General features: G+C 58.8%; 14 protein-coding genes. 9 read left to right on the forward strand and 5 right to left on the reverse strand.

Going from position 1 to position 15,751, the window contains the following annotated elements; translation table 11 throughout:
- Nucleotides 1-126 precede the first annotated feature (126 nt).
- Both HQL76_14960 and HQL76_14965 read right to left on the reverse strand, forming a co-directional pair.
- Nucleotides 127-2,277, reverse strand: coding sequence for a biotin/lipoyl-binding protein (locus HQL76_14960; GenBank protein ID MBF0110466.1), 2,151 nt, complete (start codon nt 2,275-2,277; stop codon nt 127-129).
- Between the two features lie 32 nt (nt 2,278-2,309).
- Nucleotides 2,310-3,683 carry an HlyD family efflux transporter periplasmic adaptor subunit gene (locus HQL76_14965; GenBank protein ID MBF0110467.1) on the reverse strand — a complete coding sequence of 458 codons (1,374 nt, stop codon included), beginning with the start codon at nt 3,681-3,683 and terminating at the stop codon, nt 2,310-2,312.
- A gap of 64 nt (nt 3,684-3,747) precedes the next feature.
- On the opposite strand from HQL76_14965, the gene HQL76_14970 reads away from it, so the two are divergent.
- The 3 genes from HQL76_14970 (at nt 3,748) to HQL76_14980 (ending at nt 5,241) form a co-directional block, all read left to right on the forward strand.
- Entirely contained in the window at nt 3,748-4,359 is a 612-nt protein-coding gene (locus tag HQL76_14970) for a DnaJ domain-containing protein (protein MBF0110468.1), read from the forward strand.
- Nucleotides 4,360-4,478: 119 nt separating this feature from the next.
- On the forward strand, nt 4,479-4,871 hold the full coding sequence (locus HQL76_14975; GenBank protein MBF0110469.1) for an XRE family transcriptional regulator: 393 nt from the start codon (nt 4,479-4,481) through the stop codon (nt 4,869-4,871).
- Nucleotides 4,872-4,983: 112 nt separating this feature from the next.
- A complete protein-coding gene (locus HQL76_14980) occupies nt 4,984-5,241 on the forward strand; it encodes a DUF1640 domain-containing protein (GenBank protein MBF0110470.1) in 258 nt (85 codons plus the stop codon).
- A 123-nt stretch (nt 5,242-5,364) separates the two neighbouring features.
- Here the strand turns inward: HQL76_14980 and HQL76_14985 are convergent, their stop codons facing one another.
- From HQL76_14985 to hslV, 3 genes are all read right to left on the reverse strand, one after another.
- Nucleotides 5,365-7,434: a methyl-accepting chemotaxis protein gene (locus tag HQL76_14985; GenBank protein ID MBF0110471.1), complete on the reverse strand. Its 2,070-nt coding sequence runs from the start codon at nt 7,432-7,434 to the stop codon at nt 5,365-5,367.
- A 183-nt stretch (nt 7,435-7,617) separates the two neighbouring features.
- Nucleotides 7,618-9,009, reverse strand: a complete 1,392-nt coding sequence (gene hslU / locus HQL76_14990; GenBank protein MBF0110472.1) for an ATP-dependent protease ATPase subunit HslU — start codon at nt 9,007-9,009, stop codon at nt 7,618-7,620.
- Complete coding sequence (hslV, locus tag HQL76_14995) at nt 9,010-9,537, reverse strand: ATP-dependent protease subunit HslV (protein MBF0110473.1); 528 nt, start codon at nt 9,535-9,537, stop codon at nt 9,010-9,012.
- A 96-nt stretch (nt 9,538-9,633) separates the two neighbouring features.
- Between hslV and HQL76_15000 the strand changes: the two genes are divergently transcribed.
- From HQL76_15000 to bioD, 6 genes are all read left to right on the forward strand, one after another.
- Nucleotides 9,634-10,341, forward strand: coding sequence for an arginyltransferase (locus tag HQL76_15000; GenBank protein ID MBF0110474.1), 708 nt, complete (start codon nt 9,634-9,636; stop codon nt 10,339-10,341).
- Nucleotides 10,342-10,450: 109 nt separating this feature from the next.
- On the forward strand, nt 10,451-11,635 hold the full coding sequence (locus HQL76_15005; GenBank protein MBF0110475.1) for an 8-amino-7-oxononanoate synthase: 1,185 nt from the start codon (nt 10,451-10,453) through the stop codon (nt 11,633-11,635).
- On the forward strand, nt 11,632-13,269 hold the full coding sequence (locus HQL76_15010; protein MBF0110476.1) for a methyltransferase: 1,638 nt from the start codon (nt 11,632-11,634) through the stop codon (nt 13,267-13,269). The genes HQL76_15005 and HQL76_15010 overlap by 4 nt, the downstream gene beginning before the upstream one ends.
- Before the next feature lie 38 nt (nt 13,270-13,307).
- Nucleotides 13,308-14,273, forward strand: coding sequence for a biotin synthase BioB (gene bioB, locus HQL76_15015; protein MBF0110477.1), 966 nt, complete (start codon nt 13,308-13,310; stop codon nt 14,271-14,273).
- 89 nt (nt 14,274-14,362) lie between these two features.
- Nucleotides 14,363-15,061 carry a hypothetical protein gene (locus HQL76_15020; protein ID MBF0110478.1) on the forward strand — a complete coding sequence of 233 codons (699 nt, stop codon included), beginning with the start codon at nt 14,363-14,365 and terminating at the stop codon, nt 15,059-15,061.
- The gene (bioD, locus tag HQL76_15025) at nt 15,058-15,708 is read left to right on the forward strand and encodes a dethiobiotin synthase (protein MBF0110479.1); all 651 of its coding nucleotides are present in this window, start codon (nt 15,058-15,060) and stop codon (nt 15,706-15,708) included. Before HQL76_15020 ends, bioD begins: the two co-directional genes overlap by 4 nt.
- The last annotated feature ends 43 nt before the right edge of the window (nt 15,709-15,751 follow it).

The following is a 15,751-nucleotide window of genomic DNA, read 5'->3' on the forward strand; positions in this document are numbered from 1 at the left end:
CGCGTAAAAAACAAAGTCAAAAACAAAATCAAAACCCTGGGGGCAATCCCCCAGACCCCTTTTTTCTTTCAATAATTTTGATCTCTGGGGGTACCTGGGCAATTACCTTTTTTGGCCAACCTTTGGCTACCCCCCCAACTCCCGAATCCACAAGACCATCACACTTTTGCCAATCCGCCCCGCCAGGGAATCGGGCCGGCCCGGAAACACCACCATTCCCGGCATCGCCTGAGGTACCGCCATCGACAACAACCCATCCACCCCGAAATGAACCATGAAATACGGCTGGAGCGGACGCAACCGGTCCCCGGCAACCCGCTCGACCTCGATCGGTCCCCCATGAACCGAAGCCAGAGACAAATCCTCCAACCGTGAAACAGCAAAAGGATCCGCCATCAACCAGTGACATTCGATCGGCGAAAATCCAGCATGATCCGGAAAAAATGTCCCCCCCCCTCCCGATGGCAATACATCCCGCTCCTTCTCGGCAACGTAGGCGACAATCCGTTCCGACCCCAGATGTCTGATTTCCATCAAAGGAACCTCCCTGCCCACCCACAACCCCGAAGCAAGCCCCTCCTGAAACAAAGTGACCGTCCCCGCGATCGGGGCACGAATCTCCAGACGAACACTCCGGGCCGCAATCCCCGCCGCCCAGGCCGATGCCGCGGATAATTTTTGTTCCTTGACCAATCGTTCCTCGACAAACCCCGGTCCGATCAACATCAGTTCCCGCCGCAAACGCACCACCTCCAAACGGGCCTGAACCCCTTCGGCCTGGAGTTCCGGAGATTCCATCCGCGCCAGAAGATCCCCCCGTTCCACCCGTTGCCCCAGACGCACCATCACGGCGCGCACGACCCCCCCCTCCGGAGGAAAAACCTGGGCAAAGACTGAAGAACGTAGAACCGCCGGCATCCGCACCGGAACCTGCCAGGGCAGGAAAATCGCCATCCCTCCAAAAAGAAACAACACCAACCACAAACGGATATGCCCCGCCGCCATTTCCCGGCGGTTGCGCCACCACCACCCGATTTCCAAACCGATCGGTCGCAACAGGAACCAATAGAGTTCCACCCCCATCAGAAACATACCCAACAACTTGAAAAACCAATGATAGACCAGAAGGGCAATCCCCAGATACAACACCAGACGATAGGCCCAGGTCGCAAAGGCAAAACCGATCAGAAACAAACGCATCCTCCACTGCCACTGTTCCGGAGGAGCAAGATCGGCCCCCAGAAGACGGCTGCGAATCCACCATGTCCCCATGGCAAAGGCCCGCTCATGAAGATTGGGCAGGTCCAATACGTCCGACAACATGAAATAACCGTCGAAACGCATGAACGGATTGGCATTGAGCAGAAGCGTTCCCGTCCAGACCACCGCCACCAGCGAAAAAAGCGCCCCCCGCCATGGCCCATCCTCCACCATCGACCAGGCCAACAACCCCCAGGCCGCGAACATCGATTCGGCCATGATTCCGGCAGCCGCCACCCGCAGACGATCCCCCTTTCGCCGCAGACGCCAGGTTTCATTGGTATCGGTATAGAAAAACGGCCACAAGACCAGAAAAGCCACCCCCATCACCGGAACCCGGCATCCCAACCGTTTGGCCATCACCGCATGCCCCAGTTCATGGACCAGCTTGGCCAGAAAGATCATCGAAAACAGGATCGCCAGCCCCTCCGGGGTATTCCATTGGCGGATCGAGGCCGTAAAGGTGTCCCACTGCCGCAACGCGACATAAGCACCGAGAAAAAATGCCAGTCCCGTCGCAAACCATCCCCAGAACCGGATCGAAACCGAAAGCCATGGCAACACCCGATCCAATAATCGATCGGGTCGAATCAGTGGAATCCGGAAAAACAGATAATGGTGCAACAGCCAGGTCAAAAAGTTGGTCCCGGATGCCTTTTGCTCGTGGAAATCCCCATCTTCACGCTGGATCAACCCCCGCGCCGAGAGAAACCGCAACAGGGTAAAAAGGTGATCCTGGGTCAGTTCCAGGGTCGTTTCGTCATTGACGGCCTCGATCAACCGCCGCGGATCGCGAATCCGCGACCACCGCGCCATCATTTCGAATTCGGACCAGCCGATGCGGAAGAACTGGTTGCGTAACTGGTCCCACAACATCCAGGTCGGGGCACCTCCAGAGACTGTCCCTCCCGGCAAAAGACGAAGATCCGCCCGCAAATGGGGAAGCATGGCCAAAGGTTGCGGAGGGACCCGAGGAAAGGCTTCCCCCTCCCGTTGAGATTTGGGATCAGGCGCCAAGATTTTTCCGCCCGGAGTCATCAATCATCCGCTCACAAGACCACCAACCGACGCAACGCCGCAATGGGCCTGTGAAACAACCACTGAAACAGCGACACCTCCGCGCCATAAATCCGCGCCGTCCCCTTGAGACCCAACCGCGGCAACGGTACCTCCGGGTCCAATCGGGCCTTGAGAAGGTACACCAACCGACCCTCCGGGTTGGGAATCGCCTCGTAGGCGGCAAACCGCAACCGCCCCGTCACCGGATGCAACGGATCGATATCGAGAAACAACCGCACCTCGCCCCCCATGATGAAGGGCATCGCCTCCGCCACCGGAAGATCGATGGTCATCTCAACCCGTTCGGGGGAGGCAATTTCCAGCACCCGCTCTCCCAGGCGGACCGGTCGTCCGAGCCAGTCGTGGGGATCGCTGAACACCACCACCCCATCGACCGCGGCCTGAACCTGGGAACGATGCAACCGTTCGGCGGCAAAATCAACCTTGGCACTCGCTTCGCGGACAAGGTTTTTGTTGGTGGCGATTTCCGCCAGGCGCTCTTTTTCGGCAAATGCCAATTGTCCCACCTTTCTCAGTTGCGCCTGGGCCAAAGCGAGTTCCTCTCGCGCCAATTGCAGCCGATGGTGCAACTCGGTATCATCCAGGGCAAACAGAGGATCCCCCTTTTTGACCACATCATGCGGCTTGACGAAAAAACGGGCCACCATGCCATCCATCGGCGCAGTCACGATCGACGGATCCACCGCCGTCACCCGGGCAGGGGCCAGGGCGGTCTGCAACACCTGAACACGAAAAACCACCACGATCATGGCGAGAAAAATCACCACCACGAATACCCAAACCAATCTCCGACCCACCCCCGTCACTGGAACACCCTTCCGCCACGCGGCCAACGATTCGGCATAGCCTTGCGCCAGGTGGCCCAACAAAAATTGTTCCCTCTCCTCCCAGGGACGATCACGATTCAACCACAATCCTCCAAGAAGCGTCCCCCCTCGCGGATGATTCAACGGCACCCACAACCCATGGGCATGAACCCAGGAAACCGCCTCCCTGGCCAAAGGTTCAGGCAACCGATCCAATGCCACCTCCTGGATTTTCTCCCGCCCCGGAAGATGCGCCAACACACCGATCGCCTTGCGATACCAAACCATTTGCGGCGCATTGGGGTCAAAACGAGGCGCCCCCGATACCGCGGCCATCGTCATTCTTCCCGATCGCGACCCATGCCAGAAAACCGCCTGGGCGTATGGAACCAGACGACGGGTATGGTTGACCATGACAAAACAGAATGCATCAAACTGTTCCGCCTTGCGCCCCTCTTCCTGAAGAGACAACAAGGTCGTCATTCCCTGTACCTGGCGTTGCAGGGCTTCAGGTATGTCGGACACCACAGTGGCCATTTCCCGAATCCTCCATCTCATGGTAACATGAAGGGTCTTGTTTTCGTACACTGAAACGACCCGCGTGAACCCGATCCCTTATCTTCCCCCCGATCCGCAACTCAAGGAACGGCTCCTCGACCGCCTCGCCACCATTTTGTCGTCGCACCCGAACGGCATCAAGGAATACGCCCTGTACCGCATTCTGAAACAGGAACATCTCCACCCTTTCGCCAACCGTGACCTTGGTGACCCTCTGGCACTGTTCCAGGTCCATTTTCTGTTGTTTCATCTGCTCCATCTTCTCCGGCAACGTTTGTTCGCAAACAAAACCGGCGATCTGGACATCCATTGCCTTAAGATTCAAATCAAACCATGGCGCACACCGCCCCTCAAGGAAACGGTCACCCTGTTCGATCCGCTGCACGATTATTACCTGAATCTTGAGAACCTGGAACAGACGACCCGAAGCGAAGTCCAGTCCATGATCGATGGCTTCTGGCAACAGTTGCAAGGCACTGAACAACGGGAAGCGGCCTGCAAACGTCTCGACCTGCCCATGAACGCCGACCGGAATACCATCCGCGCCCGCTTCCGCCAGCTGGCAAAAATCCATCACCCCGATGCCGGCGGTGACCCCGAGCAGTTTCGCGCCATTGTCGCGGCGGTCGAGACCCTTGAAAATCTCCCCGCTTGATCACAAACAAGCCGACCATACAGGAAAGGTGTGCCTTTAAAGTCTGCTCTTGTCTTTGGATCTTCTGATAAAGAGTCGATTGCAGCTTGCCCGGCAGATTCATGAAAAAGGAACGCATCATGAGCGATAAAACCGATTTTCAAGAAAGTAGTGGTAATGTTTTCGCGGACCTTGGACTGCCCAACCCGGATGAACCTTTGGTCAAGGCCCAGCTTGTCAGCAGGATCAATGACATTATCGATGAACTGGATCTCACTCAGAGCGAAGCCGCCAAACTGCTTGGCGTGGACCAGCCCAAGGTATCGGCCCTTGTACGTGGTCGGCTGGCTGGGTTTTCTCTGGAACGGCTGTTTGGATTTTTGAACGCCTTGAGTTGCAATGTCCAGATTGTCATCAAACGCAGGCCACAATCTCAGCCAGCCCATACCTTTGTAGCACCGGAAAAGAAACGTAAGACCATGGCACCGCCTGCCCGACACGACGAACGCCAAACACAACCCGCCATCAAATGAAAGGCCATCGTTGATTCACGTCTGGTCCACTGCTTCTTGAAGTCAGCGTCCCAGAAGCACATTGCCTGGAAGAGTTCGACCATGGTATACTTCCTCGAGAGGAGGAATACTAATGACGACCATCACGTTCAACACGCTTAAATTTGCCAATCGATTGAAAGATGTCGGTATGGACCCCCGGCATGCCGAAGCGCTGGCCGAGGCTCAATCCGAGGCCATGGAAGTCAACCTCAAAGACTTGGTGACGTGCGAATACCTTGACGCCAAACTGGCTGATTGCAAAGTGGACATCGTCAAGTGGATGTTTGGCATATCCGCCGGACAGGCGATGTTCATCATCGCCTTCCTCAAACTGTTCCCTTCGAATTAAAACCCTCGCGTTTTTCCAGGACAAAGACCCGCGCCTCAAGCAAGCAAAATTCCCGCGAAAATCACGCGGGAATTTTGCTTTATCTCCGGGAAGGGACTGCCAAACCCTTCCCGGAGTTGCAATTCAGAACTTTTCAAATTCATCATCCGAGGCCGAACCACCCCCCATGTCCAACGTCGCTCCATGACCGGAATCCCTGGCTTTCGCCGGGGCCGGCAGGGACTTCTTGGCAGGATGCGCTGCGGCAGGGCGACTCCGAGCGGCGGGTTTGGCAACCATTCCTCCCGTCGAAGACCCCTTGCGCACCACCGGTTTGGCCCGAACCGCCGTCTGACTGCCGCCGGTGTGGAAGAAGCCAATCGTTTGTTGCATGATTTCCGCCTGGGCCGACAACTCTTCCGCCGTCGCCGCCATCTCCTCCGACGCCCCGGCATTCTGCTGAATCACCTGGTCGAGCTGCTGAATGGCCAAGTTGATCTGATTGGCCCCCGAATTCATCTCCTGGCCGCTGGCGGCAATCTCGGCGATGAGTTCGTCGGTCTTCTGAATGTCGGGAACCAGTTGATTGATGATCGATCCCGCCTTTTCCGCCACCGAAACGCTGGAGGCGGACAATTGGGTAATCTCACCCGCCGACGACTGGCTGCGCTCGGCCAGCTTGCGCACCTCCGCCGCCACCACCGCAAACCCCTTGCCGTGTTCGCCCGCCCGCGCCGCCTCGATGGCGGCGTTGAGCGCCAACAGATTGGTCTGCCTGGCGATCTCCTCGATGACCCCGATCTTCTCGGCAATCTGCTTCATCGCCGTCACCGCCTCCTGCACCGCCTTGCCCCCCTCCTCGGCATCCTTGGCCGCCTTGGAGGCGATGGTCTTGGTGGTGGTGGCATTGTCGTTGTTCTGGGCAATGTTGGAAGCCATCTCCTCCATCGCCGAAGAGGTCTCCTCCACCGATGCCGCCTGCTCCGTCGCCCCCTGCGACATCTTGGAGGCACTGTCACTCAACTCCTGACTCCCCGCCGTCACACTGTCGGCGGAATTGCGCACATTTTCGACCACCTCGCGCAATTTGACCACCATGCCACGCAACGCCTCGGCCAATTGTCCCACCTCGTCCTGCTGGTTGATGGAAACACTCGCCGTCAAATCCCCATTGGCAATGGTCTTGGCAAAGGAAATCCCTTGAAGCAACGCATTGACGATCGCCTGGGTCAGGAAAAAGGCGATCACGATCCCCAAAACCACCGCCGCCAGACTGCCCGAGGCAATCATCGTCATCGCCGCGGACATCTCCTCCGTCATCTTCCTCTTCTGGTCCTCCACCGCACCATCGATCACCCCGTCGGCTTTCTTGCGCGTTTCGATCATCCGCGCCTCGGCGCTGGCCTGCCCCGCCAACGCCTTGACCACCCCATCGACTTCCTTCTTGTAGGTTTCGAGGGCGCCTATCACCTTCTTCACCTGATCGATGTTGGCCTGGTTCTTGAAAGTCGGCAATAGCTCATCGGCAATCTTTTTCGCCACGGCAATCCCGTCATACGTGCGTTGAATCTGTTTTTCATCCTTGCCGCGGGTGATCAAAATCTCCTTTTCACCGATGCGGGCATCACGAAAAGCACGCTGGATTCCAACCGCCTCCTCGATCTTTGTCTGCCGCTCTTTGAGCTTGTTCTGCACCTGTTGTGCATCCGCCGCCGCCAACCCCTCCTTCACTTTTGCCACTTCCTCTACAAACTGTTCAATCTGGTTCTTTTCCAACTGTCCCGCCTGCTCCCGCAACTCCGCCGCCGCCGTCCGAATCCGGCCAACCGCATCGACCACCCCCTTGTCCAGATCGATGAAGTCGGAAAACTCCTTGCTATAACCATCCGCCGCAGTGATCACGTCATCCATCTGTTTTTTGTTGAGCGGATCATGAAATTTATTGTCCCGGGAATCAGCCGCCTGCCGCCGGATCTCCTCCACCGCCTTCAGCCCCTCCTCCTTGTGCGAAGGGTTCTTGTCGGCGAGAAAATTTCGCTCCGCGCGCAACGCATCGGTGATCTGATCGATCAGATGGAACATGTCCCCGACATTGCCGACCCTCTTTTCGATCCCCGTCATGCTGTTCCAGCCGATAATCGCCACCACGACAGTCAGGAACAACACCAAGCCAAACCCAAGCCCGAGTTTATATCCCATCTTCAAATTCTTCATCGACACCCCTCCATCAATCAATTGATGTCAACCAAGATGACCATGGCTTGCAATAAAAACATCGTATTATTGACGAAACGCAAGAATTCGCTACCATGGCACACGCTTGTTCAACCGTGGATACGTTTTTTCAAAGCAAAGAAACAACATCCGTGTACCTATACAGAAAGAGTCGAAAAAAATCTATAAAATAAAGCGACTCAGGTCTTCATTCTCGGACAGGTCTTTTAATTGATGTCGCACATAATCGTCCGTGATGCTTAATTTTTCCCCGTGACGGTCCGGGGCGGTGAACGAAAGATCGTCGAGGAGTTTCTCCAGGACGGTATGCAGACGGCGGGCGCCAATGTTTTCGGTGGTTCCGTTGACATGGGCGGCGATTTCGGCGATGGCACGGATGGCTTCGGAAGTGAACTCCAGGGTGACCCCTTCCGTCGCCAGAAGGGCGGTATATTGCCGGGTCAGGGCATTTTCCGGCTCGGTCAGGATGCGGATGAACTCTTCCACCCCCAGGCTGTCCAGTTCCACCCGGATGGGCAGGCGTCCCTGGAGTTCCGGGAGCAGATCGGAAGGTTTGGCCAGTTGAAAGGCCCCCGAGGCGATGAACAGGATATGATCGGTCCGGACCATGCCATGTTTGGTGGAGACCGTGGTCCCCTCGACCAGTGGCAGAAGATCACGCTGCACCCCTTCCCGGGAGACATCCCCCCCCCGCATGTCGCTGCCGCGGCTGCACACCTTGTCCAGTTCGTCGAGGAAGACGATGCCCGACTGTTCCACCCGTTCCAGGGCCTCGCGACGGCAACGGTCGCGATCCACCAGTTTGGCGGCTTCCTCCTCGGTCAAAAGCGACAGCGCCTCCTTCACGGTGACCCTGCGGTTGCGTGACCGTCCGCCGCCGAGCAGACCGCCAAGCATTTCCTGGATATTGATCCCTTCCATTCCCTGGGGGGTGAACACCTCCAGGGTGGGGCCGTTTCGCGGCTCCTTGATCTCGATGTCGATTTCGCGTTCGTCCAGACGCCCCTCGCGCAACATTTTCCTGAATTTCTGCCGTGTCTGGGAATCATCGGTCGTGGTCCGTTTCGCGGAAGAATCATTGTCCTCGGTGGCGCCGAGCAGGGCCCCCAGGGGATTGGCGGGGACATTCTGGGATTTGGGTTGCGGCAGGAGAATATCGAGGATCCGCTCCTCGGCCATCTCTTCCGCCTGCCTGCGAATCCGCACCTTGAACCGTTCGGTCACCATCTTGATCGCCATGTCCATGAGATCGCGGATGATGGATTCGACATCGCGACCGACGTAGCCGACCTCGGTAAACTTGGTGGCCTCGACCTTGATGAAGGGGGCGTCGGAAAGTTTGGCCAGGCGGCGGGCGATTTCGGTCTTGCCGACTCCGGTGGGACCGATCATGAGGATATTTTTTGGATAAACCTCCTCGCGCATGACCGGGTCGAGTTGCTGCCGTCGCCAGCGGTTGCGCAGGGCGATGGCGACCGCTCTCTTGGCCTCGTCCTGGCCGATGATGTAACGATCGAGTTCCGAAACGGTTTCACGAGGGGTGAATTCGTCCATTTACAGCTCTTCGATGATAATGTTGTTGTTGGTGTAGATGCACAGTTTGGCGGCGATCCTCAGGGAAGTCTCGGTGATCTGCCGCGCCGGCATGGGGGTATGATCCAGGAGCGCCCGCGCCGCCGATTGGGCATAGGGACCACCCGAACCGATGGCGATCAGCCCGTCCTCCGGTTCCAGGACATCGCCGGTTCCCGAGACCAGCAGACTGACATGGCGATCGACCACCACCAGCATCGCCTCCAGACGGCGCAGCATCCGGTCGGTGCGCCAATCCTTGGCCAATTCCACCGCCGATCGGGTAAGATTGCCCCCGTGTTTGCTCAATTTTCCCTCGAACCGTTCGAACAGGGTGAAGGCGTCCGCCGTCGAGCCGGCGAAGCCCGCCAGAACCGATCCATCGGCCATGGTTCGAACTTTGCGTGCATTGGCCTTGACGACCAGGTTTCCCAGTGTAACCTGTCCATCGCCGCCCATGACCACCGACGATCCCCGTCGGACGGACAAGATTGTGGTCCCTTCGAACATGAACGATCCCTCCCCGAAGAATGCCGTCCCCGTATTTGCCGATGGTGCGTGCTTTGTCCGCAAAATGCAAGGCGGGATCCAACCATGGAACCATCAATGAACCGCTTCCTTCCCCCGCCCCTGCTCCATCTGAGTCCGCCCCACCCCTGCGGCTACCTGCGCCATTCCGCCTCCACCCTGTCCGTGGACGCCACCTGGCCCATGAACCCCTTCCTCTATGAATGGCTTCTGGAAAAGGGTTTTCGTCGCAGTGGTTCCCATGTCTATCGCCCCTGTTGCGCCGGATGCGCCGAATGTCTTCCGGTTCGTCTGCCGGCAGGCCGCTTCATCCCTCAGCGCAGCCTGAGACGGGTTTGGGAACGCAACAGGGATCTGTCGGTCACGTTTCATCCCGCCGGCTACACCGACGAACGTTTCCGGCTTTATCATCGCTACATTCAGGTTCGTCATGGCGATGGTTCCATGGCCGATCCTGGTCCGGAAGATTTTGCCGATTTTCTTTTGTCTCACTGGGGAATGACTCTTTTTATCGAATTTCGCCGCCATCATCGTCTTCTGGCGGTCGCCGTAACCGATCTTCTGCCCCGATCCCTGTCGGCGGTCTACACCTTTTTCGATCCCGATGAGCAGGCCCGGAGTCTTGGTTCTCTTGCCATTCTCCAGCAGATTCATCATGCTCGGGAACAAGAGCGCGACTGGCTCTATCTTGGATACTGGATCCAGAGTTGTCCGAAGATGGCCTACAAATCCCGGTTTCGTCCGATGGAATTCCTGTCCGGACAACACTGGCAACCCCTGACATAACATCGTTACTTGCCATTTTCCATTGACAATCCGACACGAACCCGCAATCGTATCGTCAACCAATAACGGCAATGCTGGTTTACCATAATCGATTCCAGTCCCTCCAACCATGTCCCATCCCCTCTACGACCACTTTCTCGCCGACCGTCAAGCCGTCCATCGACTGCGCCATCTGCGTCCGGTCGGTCCAAGCCATGCCGGAAAAACACGAATCGGCAATCGCGAACCACTCAATTTTTCCTCCAATAATTACATGGGACTGGCGGACCACCCCACACTCATCGCCCGCGCCCGGGAATACTGCACCCTCTGGGGCACCGGCGCCACCGCCTCGCGCCTGGTCTGCGGCAACATGGACCTGTTCGACCCCATCGAACGCAAACTCGCCGCCGGCAAAGGGTATGAGACAGCCCTGGTGTTCAATTCAGGCTTCCAGGCCAACAGCACCCTCCTGGCCGCCCTCCTCGATCCATCGGTACTCAAAAACCCACCACTGGTGTTCTCCGACCGCCTCAACCATGCCTCGATGCACCTGGGAATCAAGGCCGCCGGAATACGCCAAATCCGCTACCGCCACAACGACCTCAACCACCTGGAACACCTGCTCGTCAAACACCACGCCGCCCCGAACCCCAAATTCATCCTCTCGGAAACAGTCTTCAGCATGGACGGCGACCAGGCCGATGTCCCGGGACTCCTCGAACTCAAAGAAAGGCACCACGCCTTTCTCTATCTTGACGAGGCCCACGCCGTCGGTGTCCTCGGCAAGGACGGATTTGGCCTGGCGGCGGATTTTCCCGGACAGGCCGATCTGGTCATGGGAACCTTCAGCAAGGCACTCGGCGGCTTCGGCGCCTATGCGGTCTGTTCCTCGGCCCTGCGCGAATTCCTCGTCAATCACTGCGCCGGATTCATCTACGCCACCGCCCTCCCCCCCGCCGTCCTCGGAGCGATGGCGGCAGCGCTGGAACTTCTGCCCACCCTCGAACCGGAACGCCAACGCCTCCTGCGACACAGCCAGACCCTGCGCACCCGATTCAACGACCTGGGCCTGAACACCGGCGCCTCCTCGACCCAGATCATCCCCCTCATCCTCGGATCGGAAGAACAAACCCTGGCCCTCGCGCATCACCTGGAGGTCGAGGAAGACATCCTGGCCATCGCCGTCCGCCCCCCGACCGTCCCCGCCGGTTCCAGTCGCATCCGCCTCTCCCTGACCGCCGCCCATGACGACCCGGCCCTGGAACGGCTTGCCACGGCGATCGGTCGCTGGCGGGAGTCCACAAAGCCATGACACCACGGCCCAGACTGCTCTTCGTCCACGGTTGGGGCTTCGGTCCCGGCTTTTTCCGCCCCCTGATCCGCCTCCTGGACGATTGGCAAACCCTGCGTCTGGACCTTGGATTTTTCGGTACCCCCCGCCTCGACATCGAATCTTCCGGTCCCTGGATCGCCATCGGCCACTCGACAGGCTTTCTCTGGCTTCTGAAACACCTGGACACCCCCCCGCTGGAAACGAATTGCATCGGCCTGGTTTCCCTGATGGGGTTTTCCCGCTTCGTCCGCGGCCACGATTTTCCCCATGGCATCGATCACCGCATCCTGGACAAAATGACCGGAGAACTTGGCCGCGATGCCAACCGGGTTCTGGATCGGTTCATGGCCCTGGGGGGGGTCGATCGGCCCCTGGCGGGATTGCGCGCCGCGGGAAACACGGAACGGCTGGCCGAGGGACTCGACTGGCTGGCCTCCTGGGACGAACGCCGCACCCTGCAACGCTGGAACCGTCCCTGGCTCGCCCTCGCCTGCCGTGACGATGGCATCGTCACCCCCGCCATGACCACGGACTGCTTCGGCAACCTTCCCCGCCAACCCGAAGCCGGAGGGTTGCACTGGTTTGCCCAGGGGGGACATTTCCTTCCCCTCATCACCCAACCCGATCCGTTCGCCGCGGTCATCCGCCGTTTCGTCAACCACTGTCACGACGCCACCAAGACCCCCGCCACAGCCCGGGTCAAAAGCCCCATCCCCCCTGGACACGGAGACCTCCACCTCATCGACGCGAAACGACCCGTCCGCCAGGCCTTCGATCAAGCGCAAGACTACGAAAAGAACGCCACGGTGCAACAACGGGTCGCCGAACGCCTGGCCCATGGCTTCGACCTGTTCCGCCAGGAAAGAATGGACCGACCCGAAACCCGCACGCCACTCCATGGTTTGGAATTGGGATGCGGCACCGGCTTTCTCAGCCGGTTGTGGCGGCAACGACTGCCGGAAACCCACCTTCTCCTGACGGACATCGCCCCCGCCATGGTGGCTCGCGCCCGGGAAAACCTCCTTTCCGCCACCGCCACGGGTTCCATCCAGGCCGAAGACACCCCTTCCCCAAGGCCATTATTCGTTGTCATGGATGCGGAACGCCCCTGTCTGGACCGGTCGTTCGACCTGATCGCCGCTTCCATGGTCTTTCAATGGTTGCGCCACCCGGAAAAAAGCGTCCCGGCCCTTCTGAACCTTCTCGCTCCGGGAGGAAGGCTCCTCTTTGCCACCCTGGGACCCGATACCTTCGGCGAATGGCGAACCCTGTGTGCCACGATGAACATCCCCTGCGGCCTCCATGCCTACCCCGACAAAACGTTCTGGCACGACCTGGCCACCCGCTGGGGATTCGATTGCACACTTGTGGAAGAACGCCTCGAAGAACGCCATGCCTCGCCCCTGGCCTTTCTCAAACGGTTGAAGGCGATCGGCGCCCAGACGCCCATCCCCGGCCATGAACCCGCCCCGGTCGGAAAACTGCGTCCGCTTCTCCGCGGAGCGGAAGGCGCGGCCCATCCCTTTTACGTGACCCATCACCTCCTGTTCGGCACCTTCAGCCGCCACCAGAAAACCGCTCAACCCATTGCCACGGAAAGCCCGATCCCATGAATCCAACCATCATTTCCGAAGATTCCTTCATCGGATCCCTGACCCGGGATGCCCTCCAGGGAATCCTTCCCCCCCCCGAGTCGGCCCGGCGCATCCTGAACGATCCGACCCTGGAACTTCTGCCACTGCTTCAGGGGGCCTTCACGGTGCGGCGCCAGCATTTCGGTTTGGGGGTGCGGATCCATATTCTCAACAATGTCCAGAACGGCTATTGTCCCGAGGATTGCAACTACTGCGCCCAGGCGGCGAACAGCAAGGCGCCCATCGAGAAATACACCCTCAAGTCGGACGAGGAGATCCTTCAGGGGGCCAAGGCCTCCTTCGAAAGCGGCGCCTTCCGCTACTGCATCGTCCTTTCGGGACGGCAACCGGCGGCGGCACGGGTCGAACACATGGCGGGACTGGTCCGCCGCATCAAGGAATCCTGGCCCGTCGAGGTCTGCCTGTCCGCCGGATTTCTCGATGCCGCAACCGCCCGGGTCCTCAAACAGGCGGGCCTGAACCGCTACAACCACAACCTTAACACCGCCGAATCCCACTACGGCAGCATCTGCACCACCCATTCCTACCGCGAACGGGTCCAGACGCTCGAAGCGGCCCGGAGCGAAGGTTTGGAAATCTGTAGCGGCATCATCATCGGCATGGGAGAAAGCGACGCCGACATCGTGGAGGTCGCCATGAAACTCAGACAACTCGACGCCCGCTCGATCCCCGTCAACTTCTACGTTCACGTCCCCGGTTCCAAGATGGGCCAACGCCAGGATCTGACCCCCGAACGCTGCCTGCGGACCTTGGCACTGTTTCGTTTTCTCAATCCCGACGCCGAAATTCGCGCCGCCGGCGGTCGCGAGGCCAATCTGCGCTCCATGGAATCCCTCGCGCTGTTTCCCGCCAACTCCCTCTTCAGCGAAGGGTATCTCAACGTCGGCGGCCACGGAATCGACAAGACACGGAACATGATCGAGGACGCGGGCTTCTTCGTGGAACGGGTGGATGCCGATTGATCCAATCCCGAAAAAAAATTGCGCTTGGTTTTTTACCGCCACGGACGATATAAAAGGAAGAGTGGACCCTTTCCCATGAGGAGTACACCATGTCATCCCTGATCCGATCGATCGTGATGTCCATCCTGGCGGTGTCGATTGCCGGCTGTTCCGAATCCAGAGATGATTCGGTCAAGGAATCCCCGGTTTCCCTGGAATCGCTGGAGTCGGAAAAGGACGATACCCTGTCGCGGCTGAAGGAAACCCTGTTTTCCGGTCTTGAGGGCTTATCCCTGAGCGAAGACATTTTTCAGCATGAACCGGTCGCCGCCGACATCCTGAGACAGGAACTTCCCTCGGAAAAATTAAAAAAATACGACCGCGCACGCTTCGAGGAAAAAGCCCGCCTGATCCAGAAGAGCGCCGCCGAAGCGGGCGTCAAACTTCAATCGGGTTCCCCGATCGATACGAAAAGCATCCGGGACATGGGAACAAGGTTTGGCCTTTCCGAGGAGCGGATCGCCGAACTCGAAGCCCTTGCCCTTGCGCAAAAAGAAAAAACCAAACCCATCGACGGCATGCCCGAAACGTCACCCGCCACCATGGCACGGACCACCCCTCCCGCCAACCCGACACCCCCGTCCCCCCGTCCCCAAGGCCAATCCGCCGCATCCATCGCCCTCCCCTCGTTACCGGCCCCGCCATTCGTCACCACACCCGGACAGAACCATTCGACCGAAATGCGGGAAATCATCCGCCGTCGCGAGGAACGGTTGCGCGAAGCGCTGAAGGTCGATCCCAACCCATGATCCCATCCCCTTCAGGCTGTTTCGTCACCGGAACCGACACCGGAGTCGGCAAGAGCGTGGTTGCGGCATGGCTGGTTTCGCGGCTGCAGGCGGATTACTGGAAACCGATTCAATCGGGTCTGGAGGGGGAAAGCGATACCGGCATGATTCAAAGGTTGACCCGTTGCCAGGATCATCGGTTGCATCCACCCGTTTTTTCACTCACCCACCCCCTCTCTCCCCACGAGGCGGCACGCCGGGATGGACGCACCATCCATCTTGACGATTTTTCTCTTCCCCGAACCCCGTGTCCGCTGGTCGTCGAAGGAGCGGGCGGGTTGATGGTTCCGCTCAACGATCGGGAATTCATGATCGATCTGATCGTCCACCTGGGACTGCCGGTGATTCTTGTCACCCGGACCACCCTGGGGACCATCAACCACACCCTGCTCAGTCTTCAGGCACTCCGATTCAAGGGGGTTCCCCTTCTGGGAATCATCGCCAACGGCCCGGAAAATCCCGCCAATCTTGACGCCATCGCCACGTTTGGCAAGGTCGCCATCCTCGCCCATCTGCCGCCGCTGGAGCCTCTCGATGCCACGGCCCTCGCCCGGATCCCTTTTCGGATCCCCTTTGATCCCGGATCGTTTTCACGCCCCCATCCCTGATTTGCCGCCAAAGATTCATATGGCAATCGACCGCGGTCAATGT

Source organism: Magnetococcales bacterium (assembly GCA_015228815.1).
Classification (GTDB): domain Bacteria; phylum Pseudomonadota; class Magnetococcia; order Magnetococcales; family UBA8363; genus UBA8363.

What these genes read in the sequence shown, in the direction of transcription:
- hslU (MBF0110472.1), bottom strand. Translation starts at nt 9,009, where the DNA reads ATGGACGAATTCACCCCTCGTGAAACCGTTTCGGAACTCGATCGTTAC.
- HQL76_14965 (MBF0110467.1), bottom strand. Translation starts at nt 3,683, where the DNA reads ATGGCCACTGTGGTGTCCGACATACCTGAAGCCCTGCAACGCCAGGTA.
- HQL76_15005 (MBF0110475.1), top strand. Translation starts at nt 10,451, where the DNA reads ATGTCCCATCCCCTCTACGACCACTTTCTCGCCGACCGTCAAGCCGTC.
- HQL76_14980 (MBF0110470.1), top strand. Translation starts at nt 4,984, where the DNA reads ATGACGACCATCACGTTCAACACGCTTAAATTTGCCAATCGATTGAAA.
- bioD (MBF0110479.1), top strand. Translation starts at nt 15,058, where the DNA reads ATGATCCCATCCCCTTCAGGCTGTTTCGTCACCGGAACCGACACCGGA.
- HQL76_14985 (MBF0110471.1), bottom strand. Translation starts at nt 7,434, where the DNA reads ATGAAGAATTTGAAGATGGGATATAAACTCGGGCTTGGGTTTGGCTTG.
- HQL76_15010 (MBF0110476.1), top strand. Translation starts at nt 11,632, where the DNA reads ATGACACCACGGCCCAGACTGCTCTTCGTCCACGGTTGGGGCTTCGGT.
- HQL76_14975 (MBF0110469.1), top strand. Translation starts at nt 4,479, where the DNA reads ATGAGCGATAAAACCGATTTTCAAGAAAGTAGTGGTAATGTTTTCGCG.
- HQL76_15000 (MBF0110474.1), top strand. Translation starts at nt 9,634, where the DNA reads ATGAACCGCTTCCTTCCCCCGCCCCTGCTCCATCTGAGTCCGCCCCAC.
- HQL76_15020 (MBF0110478.1), top strand. Translation starts at nt 14,363, where the DNA reads ATGTCATCCCTGATCCGATCGATCGTGATGTCCATCCTGGCGGTGTCG.
- hslV (MBF0110473.1), bottom strand. Translation starts at nt 9,537, where the DNA reads ATGTTCGAAGGGACCACAATCTTGTCCGTCCGACGGGGATCGTCGGTG.